This window comes from Nocardioides conyzicola (assembly GCF_039543825.1).
GTDB lineage: Bacteria > Actinomycetota > Actinomycetes > Propionibacteriales > Nocardioidaceae > Nocardioides > Nocardioides conyzicola.
Genome location: NZ_BAABKM010000003.1, coordinates 308,929 through 326,666, shown reverse-complemented (window position 1 = coordinate 326,666; position 17,738 = coordinate 308,929). Strand labels below are relative to the sequence as shown.

Sequence of the window (17,738 nt, the reverse complement as noted above, 5' to 3'; positions counted from 1 at the left end):
CCCCCGTGAGACTCCTCCTCGTGATCGCTCTCGTCGCGTCCCTCGGAGCGTCTGGTTGTGCGTCGTCGACCGAGGACGGCGGAGAGGCGTCGTGCGCGGCGATGATCGAGTACGACGGCGCCACCTACTACGGCGCCGGACCTCTCCGGCAGGCCCCCGAGACGACTGGCCGGACGATGCCGGCGGTCCGGCCCAGCTGCGACGACAGCGGCGGCCAGGACGACCAGGACGTCCGCGACGAGCCGGTGCAGGTGCAAGAGCTCGCGGCCGTCGACGCGGACGTCGCGGTCATTGCTCACGACGGGATCTACGTGCGCGACGGCGAGGACCTGCCCGACGTCGTACGGTCCTGGTTCCACGCACCGCGCTGCACCACCCCCGGGGCCTTCGAGGTCACCGCCGACTGGCTGGGCGTGACCGGTCCGCACCAGGCGGAGCGCGACGGGGACATCGAGCTGCCCTACCGGCTCGAGGTGCGGGTCACCGACGGACCCGAGCGGTACGTCGGTGCGACCGTGACGCTCCGGGCCGGCACCGGGACCGACCCGGCGCTGTCGTCGGAGGACGTCAAGCAGTCGCTCTGGGAGGGCGGGCAGGTGACCGCTACCGTCCGGTGCGTCGAGGGTCGGTACGACGTCGTCGGGGTACGCGCCGTCCACTGAGGCGACCGGGCGCGGACGCTCACGACCCTTCAGGTGGTCGGGACGGTTCCACCGTCGATGACGTACTCGGCTCCCACGATCGACGAGGCTCGATCGGAGACCAAGAAGCCGACCAGGTCCGCGATCTCCGCAGTTGACGCGAACCGTCCGAGGGGAACCCCTCCGAGGGAGTCGAAGATCGACTGCCTCGCCTCGTCGCGTGTCAGGTCGTTGCCCTCGGCGAGTCGGTCGACGAACCCTTCGTAGGCCTCCGTCTCGATGCCTCCGGGGCTGACCGCGTTCACTCGGACGCCATGCGGAGCGAGCTCGTTCGCGAGGCCCTTGCTGTACGTCCGCAGCGCCCCCTTCGCGGAGGCGTACGGCAGCGTCGCGTCGTGCAGCGGCATCTGACGCTGGATCGAGGTGAAGTGGATGACCACTCCCGATCCGGTCTCCACCATCGCCGGCAGCAGGGCTCGATCCAGCCGGACCGCTCCCATGAGGTTCAGGTTCAGCTCGGCCATCCACTGCTCCTCGCCCGCAGCTGCGAACCCACCGGGTGGGGTCGACGAGCCGCCGACCACGTGCACCAGGATGTCGAGCGGACCTTGCTCGGAGATCGTGGTCGCGACCGTCTTCACGCCGTCCACGGTCGAGGTGTCTGCCTCGATGAAGCGGTCCGGGTGCTCGTAGCCGACTGGGATCCGGCGCGCGGTGGTCCACACGTCGGCGCCCAGCTCGCGCAACCGGTCCACCACCGCCTTCCCTGAACCCTTGGACCCGCCTGTGACGAGCGCGCGCCGACCGTCGAGACGGTCGCGATCTGGCGTGGACATGTCGTTCTCCTTGCGATGTCGGTGGGTGTCGTGGGGGATGCGACGGCGTCAGACGGTGATGTCCAGCTTCTGGATCACGTCGCCGGCCAGGGTGAAGATCATGCGGAGGTCGACCTCTCCACCGGGGAAGCTTCCCGAGAGGTGCGTGTCGACCTCCCAGACGCCGTCCGCAGGCCGGGAGATCGAGCCCAGGGTGGTCTCCACCTCGTAGTCGTGCGCTGACTTGTCGAAGACCTTGAACGTCTCGTCGCGGCCCTCGAGGACCTCGCCGTTGTCGACGACGGTGACGTCCTCGGGCAGATAGGTCATCGCTGTCGCGAAGTCCTGGGAGACGTGGGCACGGAGGTAGTTCGCGATGATCTCGGGGAGCTCGTCCCAAGCGAATGCGGTCCTGTCGTCCATGATGTTGTTCCTCTCGGTAGTTGCTGACGCCGGGACCATCGCGGTTCCGGCTGGTGACGTCGTCATGACTCCCAAGGTGCTGCATCTCCGCACGGCAGGGTCAAGCACGTGACTCTCCCCCTGGGGGAGGGTGCACACTGACGCCATGCTGGCGATCGGTGAGTTCTCGCGCCTGACGCACCTGAGCGTGAAGACGCTGCGTCGCTACCACGAAGCGGGGCTGCTCGTTCCCGCTGCGGTCGACCGGGCCACGGGCTACCGCTCCTACGACGCACACCAGATCCCGACCGCGCAGGTGATCCACCGCCTCCGGGAGCTCGACGTTCCCCTTGCGGACGTCCGACGCATCATCGAGTCGGCCGACCCCGGTAGCCGTGCTGCGCTCGTGTCCGATCACCTGGCGCGCTTGGAGGATGAACTGGATCGGACCCGGGCTGCGGTCGCGTCGCTGCGGCGACTCCTCGACCCCGACGCGGTACCCCTCAGTGTGGAGCTCAGGGCGGTGCCCGAGGCGACGGTGGCCGCGATCGAGGATGACGTCGACAGCGACGGCATGGCCGCGTGGTTTGCCGGAGCCTTGGCTGAGCTCGACGCCGCGATCGACGCCCGGACCGGGCCCCCAGGAGGGGTCTACGACAACGCCCTCTTCGAGGAGGGACGGGGCCACGTCCTGCTGCACGTACCGGCAGCTGACCCGCCGCGTCGCGGCAGGGTGCGGCCGACGACCCTGCCGGCCGTGGAGCTGGCCGTCGCGATCCACACCGGCCCCCACGACGACGCCGACATCACCTATGGCGAGCTCGGGTCGTGGGTCGTCGCCAATGCGCTCGCGGTAGCAGGCCCCGTCCGGGAGACCTACCTCGTCGGGCCTGCCGACGACCCCGACCCTTCCGCCTGGCGCACCGAGATCGGATGGCCCATCTTCAGGATGTCCTAGGCCACGGGGCGGTCATCTGGGCGGATGCCTCACAGCCGGCTGATCCGCACTCATCGCGGTAGGAGCGGATCGCACGCGTCGCCCCAGCGGAGGCGGGTAGAAGGCGATGGTGCTCGTTGTCGTCATGGCCGCCAGAGGGACAGGGCGTCACCCGCTGATCTGCAGAAGCGAGCGGATCGCGGCATGTAAGGACGCTTTCCGTCAGGAGTGCAAGCAACTCTCTATGCGGTCGGCGAGCACTGAGATCGGCAGCAAACCATCAAGTTCGAGTGTTGCCGTCCGGCGGATAAGAGGTTCGACCTCCGCGATATATCGGGCAATGTCAGCCTGCTGTTCGGTGGTCTTGCCGTACGGATTGTTGGTACGGACCCGCACCCGGTCGAGCAGCGTCTCCAACGGGACGCGGAGGTAGACCACGTGCTCGAACCTGTCGTAGAAGAGTCCCTGATTCTCCGCTGTCCCGCAGACTGCGATGGTGCCGTGTTCGGCCAGCAGCGTGCTCATCCTGTCCGCGTCCCACAAGGCGCCCGGCAACACCCAGCCGTCGTAGTCAGTGTCGACGGTGGTGTAGCCGCGTCGTGCGACGGCGGCGAGGAGGGTGCTTTTGCCTGCGCCCGACATTCCCGTGAGCAGCACTCGCGCCATGCACGAAGGGTAGGGCGCGAACGCCCTCACATCGGCAGATCCGTGCGCTCATTGCGGTAGATGAGTGCGTTCGCCCCGCCGCGGAAGCCGAGCAGATGCGTGAATGGACGCTAGCGGGTGAATCCACGGAAGACGCCGTCCGGATCGACGCTGTCGGCAAAATCCTCGAAGTCCAGGTTGGAGATCGAGAAGTTCGCCTCGACCCTGGCGAACTCAGCGACCGTACAGCGGAAGGCTCGGCCCCTGAATGCGCCGAACAGCTCGGCGTCTTCCGGATCGGGGACAGAGAGGTCCACGTAGTTGACGGTGAGCTCGCCGCCGCCGGCAGCCTCGGCCATGCTCCGGGCGTCGGCGAGGACCACATAGCCGCCCTCCGCATCTGCGGCAGCAATTGCTTCGGCCAGAGCGGTGCCGCTCATGCCTGCGAACGCCGCGTCGTCCACGACAACGATGTAGGGCACGTAACCGTCGACTGGGTCCGAGTTTTCGGGGTCTTCCAGGTCGACCGGTTTGGTGACCTGCTCGACGACCACCGTCCACGCGGGATCACTGGTGAAGTCGGTGCGAATGAGCGGAGTTCCCCCGCCCCGGAAGGGTGCGCCGATCTTCGTCAGGTCCACGTCGGAATGCTGACAGGGCGCAGGCCCGTCTGTGGGCAAAACGCAGCTAGTGGCACGGTGGCTTAGCACCTGCGGTGGAAGCTGACCGTCCCGTTCGGCTGATGGGTTGTCTCGTACGTCGGGTCGTGGGCTCTTGCGTGGTGTCTCGGGCAGAGGAGTCCGCCGTTGGCCAGATCCGTCGGGCCGTCGTCTGCCCAGCGGATCCAGTGATGTCCGTGGCACATCCAGGGTGGCCAGTCGCACCCTTCGGCGACGCAGCCGCCGTCTCTGATGCCGAGGGCGGTGAGCTGGGCCTTGGTGAAGAAGCGCTTGGCTCGGCCGACGTCGAGGACTTCGGAGTCGCCGTTGAGGACGACGGGGAGGATCCGGGCGGTGCAGGCGAGCCGTCGGACCTGGCTCGGGCTGATGCGTTCGCCGGTGTCGAGGACACCGGCCTTCTGCAGCTTGCCGGTCAACACGTCAAGGTCGATGTGGATGACGATGGTGGCGTCGGTGCCGCCGACCTTCGGGAGATCCTTCGCGCTGATGCGTTCGATGAGCTCGGCGAACGCACGGCCCATGCGCTCGGGTCCGGGGCGGCGTTCGATCCCGGGTCCGTGGGTGGCGGCTTGGTGCTTGGGTGCGGCGATCGCCAAGAGCATCTTCTTGAACATCGCGGCCTGGACCGTCGGCATGGTGAACCGGCCGTGGGTCTTCCCGTGACCGTCGTCGGTCATCGTCAACCGCATCGCCTGCGCGGCCTTGGCCTCCTCCTTCTCGAGGAGGTCGGCCTCGTGCTGGTCCGCCAGCTCCGGGGCCACCACCTCCGACAGCCGGCGGCCGAGGATCCGCAACGTCTTCGCGTCATGCTCAGCAGCGGCATCCACAAGGTGACGCTCCGCGCGGATCACCAGGTCAGGGTCCAGATCCTCGGGAAGCTCCTTCACCGCCCGGAGGATCACCTGGGCTTGCTCGACCCGCAGGTCACCAGCAGCGAGGGCGTCGCGGACCACGTCGTGGGTGTCGAGGTCGTAGCCGAGGTGCACCACCCCGGCGGCAGCCGACCGGGTGAGCCGGGTCTGGTGGGCGAGCCAGGTCGCGGTGGACGTGGCACCCACATCGGAGCCGACCTGGAGCTCGTCGGCGTGCCGCGCGACCCGCGCCCGGAGCTCCACGACCTGCGCCTCCAGCCGCGACAGCTCCACCAACGTCGAGGCTGCCTCGCCGGCGCTCATGGACCACACCGACGCGTCCACCAGGGCATCGGCAACAGCGCGCATCCGCGCGGTCGCCGAGGCCACCTGGTGGTGGGGTGTGGTCATCGCTGTCATGGGTCTAGCCAAGCACTGGCCACCGACAGTCAGGGCCCTCAGAAGGCCTTATCCACAGGGATCCAGGTAACGAAGAGATCACGATCGTAGAGCTTCATCCACAGCCGAGCCGACGGCCTGTGGACCGGGCGCCGACCGCAACCCACCGCCCGCCGTACCCGCGTAACTGCCTATCGGCGACCAACCCGAACAGACCGGCAAGCCACTGACAGCCGGCGCCTCAGGGGGTTTCGGAGGGGACCGGCTGGGGCGCGGTGAGGGCCCGGGCGACAGCGGCGGCCTGGGCGCGGATCTCCGGGATGGCGGTCGACTCGTAGAGCGTGCCCTTGCGGGGCGGGCCGACGGCGTACATCCGGGGCACGACCTCGCCGTCCGGGTCGAGCACCTGGCCGGCGGGGAGGCAGTCCAGGCCGAGGCGCAGGGCGTCGGGGGCGATGAGGCTGCGCTCGCGCAGGCTCTGCAGCAGGGGGTTGTCGCTGCGGGTGATGTCGGTCTGGGGCCCGGTGCAGTTGACGACCGCGTCCGCTCGCACCTGCTGCGGGTCGTCGCCGAGGCGAAGCAGGCAGGCACCGTCGCGCTCCGAGAAGGAGGTGATGCCGCCGGCGGCGATCTGGAGCCGGCCGTCGCGGCGGTACTCCACCATCCGCGCCGCGATGTCGGGCGCCATCCGGTGCCGGCGGATCTCCCACTGGCGCGCGTAGCGCGCGAGGAAGCGGCGCCGCTCGGCGAGGTCGAGGCGCTGCCAGATCGACTGCGTCGGCGCCCGGAGGCCGTCGACGACCGCCCGCCAGTCGACGTCCTGCCGCTTCGCGGCAGCGACCTGCTCCTCGAAGAACGTCGCGAGCTGGTCGGCGGTGAGCGGACCCTGCGGGACCGGGCTGACCCACGCGGTCGACTGCTGCTCGACGTGCGCGGCCGGGAGCAGGCCGTGCCGGCTCACCATCACGACACGGCGGTCGGGGCTGCCCTCGAGGACGGTGATCGCGGTGTCGATGGCCGTGAGGCCGGTGCCGACCAGCACGATGACGGCGTCGGGGGGCAGCTGCTCGGTCCAGGACAGGTCCCAGGGGTTGTCGACGTGCCACGGCTCGGCCGGCAGCTCGTCGCCGTCGACGGTGAGCGCGGCCGGAGCCGCGTTGCCGTAGGCAAGCACGACGGCGTCCGCCTCGGTGGGTACGGCGTCGCCGCTCAGCAGCTGGTAGCCGGACCCGGTCGGTACGACGTCGTCGACCCGGCCGTTCGCGACCTGCAGCCGGTCGTCGGCCACGTCGCTGAGGCGGTCGCGGAGGTACTCGGCGTACTCCCGTCGGGGCAGGAAGGTGATCGGGTCGATCGTGCGCCCGGTCGCCCGGTACCAGTCGATGAGGTCCGACGGGGTGTCGGGGAAGGCGCTCATGTGCCGGGCGCGGACGTTGAGCAGGTGGCGCGGGTCCGTGGTGCCGTAGGCGATGCCGGCGCCGAGCACCGGCCCGGACTCGTGGATGGTGACCCGGATCCGGGGATCGGGGTCGGCGAGCAGGTTGACGGCGGTGAGCACCCCGCTCGCGCCGCCGCCGACGATCGAGACCCGGAGCTCGCGGTTGGTCTCCGGGGATGCCGCGTCGGCGAAGGTGCTCGTCATGGGTTAAGTCTAGTGATCGAGCCTTGTTAGGCGATATCGGGACGCGGTGGGTCGCCAGATCGCGCCGGTTCGCCCGGTCCGGGTGAGGCGGCGCCCGGCAGCCTGCGCGAGCATCGTCGTGCTCGAGGGGCACTGGCCGCCGGGCGCAGGAGGAAGCGTGTCGCAGAGCGAGGCACCCGTCGGTCTCAAGGAACCGTCCCTGACGGACGCACTGCTGCCGCTGGCCGCCCTGGCCTGCCTGATCGCCGGTGCGCTGGCGCTGTTCGGCCTGGATGCCCTCGACGGCCCGATCCAGGTCGCCCTGCTGATGTGCTGCGCCGTCGCGGCCCTGGTCGCCATGAAGAACGGGCACCCCTTCACGTCCGTCCAGGAGGCCGGGAAGGGCGCGATCGCGTCGGTGACGAGCGCGATCTTCATCCTCTTCGCCGTCGGCGCGCTGATCGGGGTGTGGAACCTCAGCGGGACCATCCCGACCCTGGTCTACTACGGCATCCAAGTGCTCTCGCCGGGCTGGTACTACGCCGCGACCGCGCTGATCTGCGGCGTCGTGGCGCTGAGCATCGGCAGCTCCTGGACCACCGCTGCCACCATCGGCGTGGGGCTGGTCGGCATCGCCTCGCTGATCGGCGTCTCGTCGTCGATCACGGCCGGCGCGGTCATCTCGGGCGCCTACCTGGGTGACAAGACGTCACCGCTCTCCGAGACCACGATCCTGACCGCCCAGATCGTCAAGGTCGACGTCTACGAGCACATCAAGAGACAGGTCTGGACGTCGATCCCGGCGTTCCTCATCGCCTTCGTCGTCTTCCTCGTCCTGGGCGTCACCGGACCCGACACGGTCACCGACGCCGAGACCACGTCCGACCTCGACAAGCTCAACCAGATCTTCAACATCACCCCGCTCGCCCTGCTGCCGGTCGTCCTGCTCGCCTTCATGTCGATCCGCAAGGTGCCGGCCTCCCTGGCGCTGCTCGCGGCCACCCTCTTCGCCGGCGTCCTCGGCGCCTTCCTCCAGCCCGACGTGTACGCCGACTTCGTCAACGGCTCGGGCAACGTGCTCGTCGAGTCGCTCAAGGGGATCTGGTCGGCGATGGCCAACGGGTTCTCGATCAGCTCGGGCATCCCGGACGTCGACCGGCTGCTGTCGCGCGGCGGCATGGACAGCATGCTCCTGACGATCTGGCTGATCCTCGGCGCCGTGACCTTCGGGGCGATGCTCGAGGAGTTCGGCCTGATCAACCGCCTGGTGCACCCGATGATCGCGGCCGCGACGACCACGGGGCGCCTGTACGTCACGGTCTTCGCGTGCGGCTTCGGGCTCAACGTCGTCGCGGGCGACCAGTACATCGCGCTGGTGCTGCCGAGCCGGATCTTCCGGGCCGAGTTCGCCCGTCGCGGGCTGGCGCCCACCAACCTGTCGCGGCTCGCCGCCGACAGCGGCACGGTGACGTCCCCGTTGGTGCCGTGGAACTCGTGCGGCGCCTTCATGGGCGCGACCCTCGGCGTCTCGACGCTGCTCTACCTGCCGTACGCCGTCTTCTGCTACGCCAGCCCGGCCCTGAGCGTCCTGTACGGCGTCACCGGCTTCAAGATCGAGAAGACCACCCCGACCGAGATCGAGGAGACGGCATGACCACGCAGACCGAGCAGGCGCCCGCTGGGGGTGCCGTCGCGAAGATGAGCGTCCCGACGCTGACCGCCATGGTGGTCGGCGGCATGGTCGGCGCCGGCGTCTTCTCCCTCCCAGCCCGCTTCGGTGTCGCGACCGGCATCCTCGGCTCCCTCATCGCCTGGGCGGTCGCGGGCACCGGCATGCTGATGCTCGCCTTCGTCTTCCAGACCCTCGCGATCCGCAAGCCCGAGCTCGACTCGGGCGTCTTCATCTACGCGAAGGCCGGCTTCGGCGACTACGCGGGCTTCAACTCCGCGATCGGGTTCTGGGCCAGCTCGATAGCCGGCAACACCTTCTACTGGGTCTTCATCGGCGCGACCCTGGGCGCCTTCTTCGACGGCTTCGGCGACGGCGACACGGTCCTCGCCGCCGCGGTCGGCTCGGTCGGCGTGTGGCTCTTCCACTACCTGATCGCCCGCGGCGTGCGCGACGCCGCGGTCATCAACCGGATCGTGACCGTCTTCAAGATCATCCCGATCCTGGTGTTCATCGTCGTGATGTTCTTCTACTTCGACGCCGGCGTCTTCGCCGACAACTGGACGGCGACCGGGTACGGCGACCTCGGCGACCTCAACGAGCAGGTCCGCAACACGATGCTGATCACCACGTTCGTCTTCATCGGGATCGAGGGGGCCAGCGTCTACTCCCGCTACGCCAAGAGGCGCGAGGACGTGGGCAAGGCGACAGTGATGGGGTTCCTCAGCGTCCTTTCGATCTTCGCCCTGGTGACCCTGTCGAGCTACGCCGTCGTCCCGCAGCCCGAGCTGGCCGACGCCCGGCAGCCCTCGATGGTCAGCGTCTTCGAGTCGCAGGTCGGGCACTGGGGCGAGATCTTCATGAGCGTCGCAGTGGTCGTCTCGGTGCTCGGCGCCTACCTCGCCTGGACCCTGATGGCGGCCGAAGTCATGTACATCCCGGCCCGTCAGGACGACTTCCCCGAGTTCCTCGGCCGGGAGAACGAGGCCGGCTCGCCCATCACCGCTCTCGTCGTCACCTCGCTCGCCGTGCAGGGCCTGCTGGCCCTGACGCTCTTCGTCACCGACGCGCTCAACTTCATGCTCGACCTCTCCACCAGCCTGGCGCTGCTGCCCTACCTCCTGGCAGCGGCGTACGCGCTGAAGCTCGGCCTCACGGGGGAGTCGTACGAAGGAGTATCGTCCGGCACCCGCCGCAAGGAGACGATCGTGGCCGGCGCAGCCACGGCGTACACGGCCTTCCTCTTCGACGCCGCCGGCATGAAGTTCGTGCTGCTGATGACCGTGATCCTCGCGCCGGCGTCCCTGCTCTACGTGAAGGCCCGCAGCGAGCACGGCCGCCGGTTGTTCTCGCCGGCGGAGATCGGGTTGTTCGCACTCATCGTCATCGGCGGCATCATCGGAGCCGTCGGGCTGTGGACCGGCCGCATCACCATCTGATCCTCGAACAGGAAGGCACCCCACCATGACCGAGCCCGTCTCCTCGACGTACGGCGTCCACTCCGAGGTCGGCAGGCTCCGGAAGGTGCTCGTCTGCGCACCCGGCCTGGCGCACCGCCGGCTCACGCCCAGCAACAACGACGAGCTGCTCTTCGACGACGTGATGTGGGTCGAGAACGCCCAGCGCGACCACGCCGACTTCGTCAACAAGCTCACCCAGCGGGGCGTGGAGGTGGTCGAGCTGCACGACGTGCTCGCGCAGACGCTCGCCGTGCCCGGTGCCCGCGACTGGCTGCTGGACCGCAAGATCACGCCCAACCAGGTCGGGCTCGGCCTCGTCGACGACACCCGCGCCTACCTCGAGTCGCTCCCCGAGAAGGACCTCTCCGAGTTCCTCATCGGCGGCCTGGCCACCAGCGACCTGCCCGGCGACTTCCGCTCCGACTACGTCAGCCTGGCCCGTGAGTCGACCGGTGCCCGCGAGTACCTGATGCCGCCGCTGCCCAACACGCTCTACACGCGCGACACCACCTGCTGGCTGTACGGCGGCCTCACCATGAACCCGCTCTACTGGCCGGCACGCAAGGAGGAGACCCTCATCTACAAGGGGATCTACCAGTTCCACCCCGACTACGTCGGCTCCACCGTGTGGTGGGGCGACCCCGACCAGGACTGGGGCCAGGCCACCTTCGAGGGCGGCGACGTGATGCCCGTCGGCAACGGCGTCGTGCTGGTCGGCATGAGCGAGCGCACGTCGCGACAGGCGATCACCCAGGTCGCCAAGGCGCTCTTCGACCAGGGTGCGGCGACCCGGGTGGTCGTGGCCGGCATGCCCAAGCTGCGCGCCGCGATGCACCTGGACACGGTCTTCACGTTCGTGGACCGCGACATCGTCACGCTTTACCCGACGATCATGGACGCGGTGCACACGTTCACGCTGATGCCGTCCGACACGGCGCCCGGCGTCGAGGTGCGCGACGAGGGCTCGGCGAAGTTCGTCGACGTCGTGGCGCGCGAGCTGGGCCTCCCGTCGATCCAGGTGATCGACACCGGCGGAGACGTCTACCAGTCCGAGCGGCAGCAGTGGGACAGCGGCAACAACGCGGTGGCCCTCGAGCCGGGCGTGGTCTTCACCTACGACCGCAACACGCTCACCAACACGCTGCTCCGCAAGGCCGGCGTCGAGGTCATCACGATCGTGGGCGCCGAGCTCGGCCGCGGCCGCGGCGGCGGCCACTGCATGACCTGCCCGATCATCCGCGAGCCGGTCGACTTCTGAAGCCCTGGCTCGTCCGCCTCGGCCTCCTCGCGGTGGCCCTGGTGGTCACCGTCGTCGTCGTCCGCCTCGTCGGACAGGTCGACTGGGGCGAGGTGCGCGCCGCCCTGGCGCACCTCGCCTGGTGGCACGCGCCGGTGCTGCTCGCCGTCCTGGTCGTCCGACAGGTGCTCAACGCGCTCCCGCTGTCGCTCTACATCCCGGGCGTCTCGGCCTACCGCGCGACGCAGAACGACCAGGTCGCCATCCTGATGTCCACGATCGCGCCACCGCCGAGCGACATCGCGCTGCGGATGGCGATGTTCTCATCGTGGGGCGTCCCGGTCGCGAAGGGCCTCGCCGGCACCCTGATGAACACGCTCACGTTCTACATCGTCCGCTTCGGCGCCCCGGTGGTCGGCTTCGTCCTGCTGGCGGTGACCGGAGGCGAGGTGGGGCTGCGCTGGGCCGACCTGGTCAGCGTCGCGATCTCGGTCACGATCTTCGTCGGCCTGATGCTCGTCGTCCGGAGCGAGGCGCTCGCGCGCAAGGTCGGTACGACGGCGGGCGGGGTCGCGGCGCGGGTCCGCAGGAGCATCGACCCGGAGGCGTGGTCGGCCGCCTGCGTGCAGTTCCGCGTCGACGTGGCGGCCCGCTTCCGCCGCGGGTTCCCGCGGTCGATCCTGGCGCTCAGCGCCATGCTGGTCGTCGACCTGACCATGCTCGTGATGTCGCTGCGCTTCGTCGGCCTCGACACCGGTGAGGTGCCGATCGTCGACATCGCGATCGCGTACCTCTTCGCCTACCCCTTCACGCTCTTCCCGTTCTCCGGGATCGGCATCGTCGACGCGCTCGTCCTGGCGGCGATCGTCCAGGCCGGGGGAGCCGAGGTCGAGGCCGCCGCGGTCGCCGGTCTGGTGGTCTGGCGGGTCTTCACGATCGGCGGCCCGCTCGCGCTCGGCGCGATCGGACTGGCCGCATGGCGACGCACTTCCGGAGCACCCGCGACCAGCCAATAGGGTGCTGCCATGGGCAAGCAGGAAGACTTCGTACTGAGGGCACTCGAAGAGCGTGACGTCCGGTTCGTCCGGCTCTGGTTCACCGACGTGCTCGGCTTCCTGAAGTCGGTCGCGGTGGCTCCGGCCGAGCTGGAGCAGGCGTTCGCGGAGGGCATCGGCTTCGACGGCTCGTCGATCGAGGGCTTCGCCCGCGTCTACGAGTCCGACATGCTCGCCAAGCCGGACCCGTCGACCTTCCAGATCCTGCCGTGGCGCAGCGGCGAGGGCCCGTCGACCGCCCGGATGTTCTGCGACATCGTGATGCCCGACGGCTCCCCGTCGTACGCCGACCCGCGCTTCGTCCTCAAGCGCACGCTGAGCAAGGCGGCCGAGAAGGGGTTCACGTTCTACACGCACCCCGAGATCGAGTTCTACCTGTTCAAGGACGTCCCCGAGGACGGGTCCGCGCCGGTCCCGGCCGACCGCAGCGGCTTCTTCGACCACACGGCACAGTCGATGGGCGCCGACTTCCGGCGCGAGGCGATCGGGATGCTCGAGCAGATGGGCATCTCCGTGGAGTTCAGCCACCACGAGGGCGGCCCGGGCCAGCAGGAGATCGACCTGCGCTACGCCGACGCGCTGTCCACGGCCGACAACATCATGACCTTCCGCACGGTGATCCGGGAGGTGGCGCTGAGCCAGGGCTTGTGGGCGTCCTTCATGCCCAAGCCCTACACCGAGCACCCGGGCTCCGGCATGCACACCCACGTCTCGCTCTTCGAGGGCGACAACAACGCGTTCTTCGAGGCCGGCGCCGAGTACCAGCTCTCCAAGACCGGCCGCCAGTTCATCGCCGGCATCCTCAAGCACGCCAACGAGATCAGCGTCGTCACCAACCAGTGGGTCAACAGCTACAAGCGGATGCTCTGGGGAGCCGAGGCGCCGTCGTACATCTGCTGGGGCCACAACAACCGATCGGCGATGATCCGGGTGCCGATGTACAAGCCGCTCAAGGGCCAGTCGACCCGCGTCGAGCTGCGCTCGCTCGACGCCGCCTGCAACCCCTACCTGGCGTACGCCGTCGTGCTGGCCGCCGGCATGAAGGGCATCGAGGAGGGCTACGAGCTGCCGCGCGAGGCCGAGGACGACGTGTGGTCGCTCTCCGAGCGCGAGCGCCGCAGCCTGGGCATCGAGCCGCTCCCGCGCAGCCTCTACGACGCGATCAACATCGCCGAGAGCTCCGAGCTCCTCGCCGACACCCTCGGTGAGCAGGTCTTCGACTTCTTCCTGCGCAACAAGCGGGCCGAGTGGGACGACTACCGCGGCCAGGTCTCGCCCTTCGAGCGGGAGCGCATGCTCCCGGTGATCTGATGAGCGAGGAGATCCTGTCCGCGGAGCGTGCCAAGGGGATCCGCCGGCTGCTCTACGTGATCCTCGGCTTCACGGTCGTGCTGGTGGTCCTGGGGCTGCCGCTCGTCCTCGGCGACTACGTCCGCTACGGGATCATCGTGATCGGCGTCGCCGTCGTCCTCGCTGTGCTCGGCGGCCTGGCCCTGCAGGCCGTCCGTGGGGGGACCGAGAAGGCCAAGCCGCTCACCATCGTGACCGGCGTCGCGACGATCGTGCTGTCGGTGCCGCTCATCCCGATCTGGATCGGGCTGCTGACCGCCGTCACCGGGATCGGGCTGCTCGTCGTCACGGTCGCGCCGGAGCGGGACGCCTCGTGACCACGCCGGTGGTGCTCGTCGTCGAGCACGACGCCGAGTGTCCGCCGGCGCCCTTCGGCGACTGGCTGGCGGAGGCCGGCTGCGCGCTCGACGTACGACGTCCCTACAGAGGTCCCGACCTGCCGCCGCTCACGTCGTACGCCGGGCTGCTGGTCCTCGGCGGTCCGATGGGCGCCGACGACGACGCCACGCACGCGTGGCTCGGCCCGGTCAAGGAGCTGGTCCGGGAGGCGCGGGGGAGCGGCCTGCCGACGCTCGGCATCTGCCTGGGCCACCAGCTGATCGCGTCGGCCCTCGGCGGCCGGGTCGAGCGCAACCCGCGCGGCCAGCAGGTCGGACTGCTCGACCTGGGCTGGACCGCGGCGGCGCCGGCCGACGCCCTGATGGGGCCGCTCGCGACACCCCGGCGCGGAGTGCAGTGGAACGACGACGTCGTCACCGCCCTGCCGGACGGCGCCACGCTGCTCGCGGAGACGGCGTACGGCGAGGTGCAGGCGGTGCGCTACGCCCCGGCGATGTGGGGCGTGCAGCTGCACCCCGAGGTCGACGCCGAGGTGCTGCGGCCCTGGGCCGAGGAGGACCGCGGCAGCCACGAGACCCGCGGCATCGACACCGACGCGCTGCTGCGGGAGATCGACGCCGCCCGGGCCGAGCTGGACGAGGCCTGGCGGCCGCTGGCCCACGGGTTCGCGGCGCTGGTGCGATGACGCGGGCGGCGACCAGCAAGGGCAACCTGCTGCGCCTGGGCTTCCAGGACGCGGAGGCAGCTGCCGCGTCGCTCGGCCGTCTCGGCGACGCCGCGGATCCGTTGCTGGCGCTGCTGGGCCGCACCGCCGACCCGGACGCGGCGCTCGACGGGCTGCTGCGGCTGCGCGACCGGGTCGACGACCCCGACGTGCTCGTCCGGGCCCTCGTCGACGACGAGGGCACCGCGATGCGGGTGCTGTGCGTGCTCGGGGCGAGCGAGGCGCTCGCCGACCACCTGGTCCGGCATCCCGAGCACTGGCGCGAGCTCACCGAGCCCGTCCTCGGCTCGACCCGGCCCGCCGCCTGGGCGATGCGGGAGTCGCTGCTGGCGGCGGTGACCGGCAAGCCCGACGCGGAGGCGGTCGACGCGCTCCGGGTCGAGTACCGCCGGCTGCTGCTCCGCCTCGCTGCCCGTGACCTGACCCACGACCTCGGCGTCGACGACGCCGCCGCCGAGCTCGCGGACCTCGCCGCCGGCACGCTCGAGGCGGCGATGGCGATCGCCCGCCAGCGGGTGGGTCCCGACGCCGACCTGGCCCGGCTCGCCGTGATCGCGATGGGCAAGTGCGGCGGCCACGAGCTCAACTACGTCTCCGACGTCGACGTCATCTACGCCTACGCCCCGGTCGACGGCGCCGACGAGAACGCCGCGATGCGCGCCGCCACCCAGCTGGCCAGCAACCTGATGCGGATCTGCTCCGACCACACCGGCGAGGGCACGATCTGGCCGGTCGACGCCAACCTGCGCCCCGAGGGCAAGGCTGGGCCGCTGGTGCGCACGATCGCCAGCCACCGCGGCTACTACGAGCGCTGGGCGAGCACCTGGGAGTTCCAGGCCCTGCTCAAGGCCCGGCCGGTGGCGGGCGACCTCGCCCTGGGACGCGAGTTCGTCGAGATGGTCGCGCCGATGGTGTGGTCGGCGGCCGAGCGGGACGGCTTCGTGCAGGACACCCAGGCGATGCGCCGCCGGGTGGTCGAGCACATCCCCGCGCGCGAGGCGCAGCGCCAGCTCAAGCTCGGCGCCGGTGGGCTGCGTGACGTCGAGTTCGCCGTCCAGCTCCTGCAGCTCGTGCACGGCCGTGCCGACCCGGCGATCCGGTCGTCCACCACGCTGAGCGCGCTGGCCGCGCTCGCCGAGGGCGGGTACGTCGGTCGCGAGGACGGCGAGGCCCTGCACGACGCCTACGCCTTCCTGCGCACGCTGGAGCACCGCATCCAGCTGCACGGCCTGCGGCGTACCCACGTCGTGCCCGACGACGAGGCCTCCCTGCGCCGGCTCGGCCGCAGCATGAACTTCCTCAAGGACCCGGTCGGCATCCTCGACAAGACCTGGCAGCACCACCGGCGAGAGGTACGCCGGCTGCACGAGAAGCTCTTCTACCGCCCCCTGCTCGCGGCGGTGGCGCGGATCCCGGGCGACGAGGCGCGGCTGTCGCCGGAGGCAGCGGAGCTGCGGCTGCACGCGCTGGGGTTCGCCGACTCGCGCTCGGCGCTGCGCCACCTCGAGGCGCTCACGTCCGGGTTGAGCCGGACCGCGCAGATCCAGCGCACCCTGATGCCGGCGATGCTGTCGTGGTTCGCCGACGCTCCCGACCCGGACGCCGGCCTCTTCGGCTTCCGGCGGATCAGCGAGTCGCTCGGCGCGACGCCGTGGTACCTCTCCACCCTGCGCGACGAGGGGCAGGTCGCCGAGCGGCTGGCCCGGATCCTGGCCACCTCGCGCTACGCCACGGACCTGCTGGAGCGCGAGCCGCAGGGGGTCCGGATGCTCGCCGGCGACCTGCACCCGCTGGGGGCCGAGGCGCTGACCGAGGAGATGCTGTCGCTGGCCGGCCGCCACGAGGACGAGCCCGAGGTCGCCGCCAAGGCGATCCGGGGCATCCGGCGCCGGGAGCTGCTGCGGATCGCCGCTGGCGACCTGCTCGGCCAGACCGACGTCGCCGACGTCGGCGCCGGGCTGTCCCGTCTCACCGACGCGACGCTCGAGGCCACGCTCGCGGTCGCCGGGCGGGTCGCGCGCACGCAGCGCGGCCTGGACGAGGCACCCACCCGGATGGCGGTCGTGGCGATGGGTCGGTACGGCGGGTTCGAGCTGTCCTACGGCAGCGACGCCGACGTGATGTTCGTGCACGACCCGCTCCCGGGCGCCGACCCGCAGGTCGCGTCGTCGTACGCCCAGGCCGTCGCCAACGAGCTGCGCCGCCTGCTGGCCCTCCCCGGACCCGACCCGGCGCTCGAGATCGACGCCGACCTGCGCCCCGAGGGCAAGCAGGGCGCGCTCGTGCGGTCCCTGGACTCCTATGCCGCCTACTACGCGAAGTGGTCGAAGGTGTGGGAGGCGCAGGCGCTGCTCCGCGCCGACGCGGTGGTCGGCGACCTCGACCTGAGGGTGCGGTTCGAGGAGCTGATCGCGCCGCTGCGCTACCCGCCGGAGGGCATCTCGCGCGACGACGTGATGGAGGTACGCCGGATCAAGGCCCGCGTCGACTCCGAGCGGCTGCCGCGCGGGGCCGACCCGCACACCCACCTCAAGCTCGGCCGCGGTGGCCTCGCCGACATCGAGTGGACCATCCAGCTCCTCCAGATGCGCTTCGCCGGCACGGTCGAGGGGCTGCGGACCTCGCGCACCCTCGAGGCCCTCGCCGCGGCCCGCGACGCCGACCTGATCGGCGAGGACGACGCCGCGGTCCTGCAGCAGAGCTGGCGCCGGGTCAGCCGGGTCCGCAACGCGGTCACGCTGGTGCGCGGCAAGCCCGGTGACGAGCTGCCGCACGACTTCCGCGAGCGGGCGGCGGTGGCCGCGATCCTCGGTTACCCGCCGGGGTCGTCCGACGCGATGGTCAACGACCAGCTGCGCTTCACCCGGCTCGCCCGGGCCGTGGTCGACCGGATCTTCTGGGAGTAGGACGGCC

The 17,738-nt window shown here is 70.4% G+C and carries 16 protein-coding genes; 10 read left to right on the top strand and 6 right to left on the bottom strand.

Going from position 1 to position 17,738, the window contains the following annotated elements; translation table 11 throughout:
- Positions 1-20 precede the first annotated feature (20 nt).
- Positions 21-662 carry a DUF6281 family protein gene (locus ABEA34_RS19405; protein WP_345523172.1) on the top strand — a complete coding sequence of 214 codons (642 nt, stop codon included), beginning with the start codon at positions 21-23 and terminating at the stop codon, positions 660-662.
- Between the two features lie 29 nt (positions 663-691).
- Here the strand turns inward: ABEA34_RS19405 and ABEA34_RS19400 are convergent, their stop codons facing one another.
- Positions 692-1,477 (bottom strand): SDR family oxidoreductase, encoded by a 786-nt coding sequence (locus tag ABEA34_RS19400; RefSeq protein ID WP_345523171.1) that lies wholly within the window; start codon positions 1,475-1,477, stop codon positions 692-694.
- Positions 1,478-1,525: 48 nt separating this feature from the next.
- Complete coding sequence (locus ABEA34_RS19395; RefSeq protein ID WP_345523170.1) at positions 1,526-1,879, bottom strand: hypothetical protein; 354 nt, start codon at positions 1,877-1,879, stop codon at positions 1,526-1,528.
- Between the two features lie 145 nt (positions 1,880-2,024).
- On the opposite strand from ABEA34_RS19395, the gene ABEA34_RS19390 reads away from it, so the two are divergent.
- Positions 2,025-2,816, top strand: a complete 792-nt coding sequence (locus tag ABEA34_RS19390) for a MerR family transcriptional regulator (protein ID WP_345523169.1) — start codon at positions 2,025-2,027, stop codon at positions 2,814-2,816.
- A 201-nt stretch (positions 2,817-3,017) separates the two neighbouring features.
- Here ABEA34_RS19390 and ABEA34_RS19385 read toward each other — a convergent pair whose 3' ends face one another.
- The 4 genes from ABEA34_RS19385 to ABEA34_RS19370 form a co-directional block, all read right to left on the bottom strand.
- Complete coding sequence (locus ABEA34_RS19385; RefSeq protein ID WP_345523168.1) at positions 3,018-3,461, bottom strand: AAA family ATPase; 444 nt, start codon at positions 3,459-3,461, stop codon at positions 3,018-3,020.
- Between the two features lie 110 nt (positions 3,462-3,571).
- Positions 3,572-4,081 (bottom strand): DUF6924 domain-containing protein, encoded by a 510-nt coding sequence (locus ABEA34_RS19380; RefSeq protein ID WP_345523167.1) that lies wholly within the window; start codon positions 4,079-4,081, stop codon positions 3,572-3,574.
- 62 nt (positions 4,082-4,143) lie between these two features.
- Positions 4,144-5,391 carry an HNH endonuclease signature motif containing protein gene (locus ABEA34_RS19375; protein ID WP_345523166.1) on the bottom strand — a complete coding sequence of 416 codons (1,248 nt, stop codon included), beginning with the start codon at positions 5,389-5,391 and terminating at the stop codon, positions 4,144-4,146.
- A gap of 220 nt (positions 5,392-5,611) precedes the next feature.
- Complete coding sequence (locus ABEA34_RS19370; protein ID WP_345523165.1) at positions 5,612-7,012, bottom strand: FAD/NAD(P)-binding protein; 1,401 nt, start codon at positions 7,010-7,012, stop codon at positions 5,612-5,614.
- Positions 7,013-7,169: 157 nt separating this feature from the next.
- On the opposite strand from ABEA34_RS19370, the gene nhaC reads away from it, so the two are divergent.
- The 8 genes from nhaC to ABEA34_RS19330 are packed head-to-tail and all read left to right on the top strand — an operon-like array spanning position 7,170 to position 17,731.
- A complete protein-coding gene (nhaC, locus tag ABEA34_RS19365) occupies positions 7,170-8,645 on the top strand; it encodes a Na+/H+ antiporter NhaC (protein ID WP_345523163.1) in 1,476 nt (491 codons plus the stop codon).
- Positions 8,642-10,099 carry a basic amino acid/polyamine antiporter gene (locus ABEA34_RS19360; protein WP_345523162.1) on the top strand — a complete coding sequence of 486 codons (1,458 nt, stop codon included), beginning with the start codon at positions 8,642-8,644 and terminating at the stop codon, positions 10,097-10,099. Before nhaC ends, ABEA34_RS19360 begins: the two co-directional genes overlap by 4 nt.
- Positions 10,100-10,124: 25 nt before the next feature.
- On the top strand, positions 10,125-11,378 hold the full coding sequence (locus ABEA34_RS19355) for an arginine deiminase (RefSeq protein WP_345523161.1): 1,254 nt from the start codon (positions 10,125-10,127) through the stop codon (positions 11,376-11,378).
- A 32-nt stretch (positions 11,379-11,410) separates the two neighbouring features.
- Positions 11,411-12,373: a lysylphosphatidylglycerol synthase domain-containing protein gene (locus ABEA34_RS19350; RefSeq protein WP_345523160.1), complete on the top strand. Its 963-nt coding sequence runs from the start codon at positions 11,411-11,413 to the stop codon at positions 12,371-12,373.
- A gap of 9 nt (positions 12,374-12,382) precedes the next feature.
- The gene (gene glnA, locus ABEA34_RS19345) at positions 12,383-13,723 is read left to right on the top strand and encodes a type I glutamate--ammonia ligase (protein ID WP_345523159.1); all 1,341 of its coding nucleotides are present in this window, start codon (positions 12,383-12,385) and stop codon (positions 13,721-13,723) included.
- A complete protein-coding gene (locus tag ABEA34_RS19340; protein WP_345523158.1) occupies positions 13,723-14,079 on the top strand; it encodes a hypothetical protein in 357 nt (118 codons plus the stop codon). Before glnA ends, ABEA34_RS19340 begins: the two co-directional genes overlap by 1 nt.
- Entirely contained in the window at positions 14,076-14,786 is a 711-nt protein-coding gene (locus ABEA34_RS19335) for a type 1 glutamine amidotransferase (RefSeq protein WP_345523157.1), read from the top strand. The genes ABEA34_RS19340 and ABEA34_RS19335 overlap by 4 nt, the downstream gene beginning before the upstream one ends.
- Entirely contained in the window at positions 14,783-17,731 is a 2,949-nt protein-coding gene (locus tag ABEA34_RS19330; RefSeq protein ID WP_345523156.1) for a bifunctional [glutamine synthetase] adenylyltransferase/[glutamine synthetase]-adenylyl-L-tyrosine phosphorylase, read from the top strand. The genes ABEA34_RS19335 and ABEA34_RS19330 overlap by 4 nt, the downstream gene beginning before the upstream one ends.
- The last annotated feature ends 7 nt before the right edge of the window (positions 17,732-17,738 follow it).

What these genes read in the sequence shown, in the direction of transcription:
- ABEA34_RS19400 (WP_345523171.1), bottom strand. Translation starts at nt 1,477, where the DNA reads ATGTCCACGCCAGATCGCGACCGTCTCGACGGTCGGCGCGCGCTCGTC.
- ABEA34_RS19395 (WP_345523170.1), bottom strand. Translation starts at nt 1,879, where the DNA reads ATGGACGACAGGACCGCATTCGCTTGGGACGAGCTCCCCGAGATCATC.
- ABEA34_RS19390 (WP_345523169.1), top strand. Translation starts at nt 2,025, where the DNA reads ATGCTGGCGATCGGTGAGTTCTCGCGCCTGACGCACCTGAGCGTGAAG.
- ABEA34_RS19385 (WP_345523168.1), bottom strand. Translation starts at nt 3,461, where the DNA reads ATGGCGCGAGTGCTGCTCACGGGAATGTCGGGCGCAGGCAAAAGCACC.
- ABEA34_RS19375 (WP_345523166.1), bottom strand. Translation starts at nt 5,391, where the DNA reads ATGACAGCGATGACCACACCCCACCACCAGGTGGCCTCGGCGACCGCG.
- ABEA34_RS19370 (WP_345523165.1), bottom strand. Translation starts at nt 7,012, where the DNA reads ATGACGAGCACCTTCGCCGACGCGGCATCCCCGGAGACCAACCGCGAG.
- ABEA34_RS19360 (WP_345523162.1), top strand. Translation starts at nt 8,642, where the DNA reads ATGACCACGCAGACCGAGCAGGCGCCCGCTGGGGGTGCCGTCGCGAAG.
- ABEA34_RS19355 (WP_345523161.1), top strand. Translation starts at nt 10,125, where the DNA reads ATGACCGAGCCCGTCTCCTCGACGTACGGCGTCCACTCCGAGGTCGGC.
- glnA (WP_345523159.1), top strand. Translation starts at nt 12,383, where the DNA reads ATGGGCAAGCAGGAAGACTTCGTACTGAGGGCACTCGAAGAGCGTGAC.
- ABEA34_RS19340 (WP_345523158.1), top strand. Translation starts at nt 13,723, where the DNA reads ATGAGCGAGGAGATCCTGTCCGCGGAGCGTGCCAAGGGGATCCGCCGG.
- ABEA34_RS19330 (WP_345523156.1), top strand. Translation starts at nt 14,783, where the DNA reads ATGACGCGGGCGGCGACCAGCAAGGGCAACCTGCTGCGCCTGGGCTTC.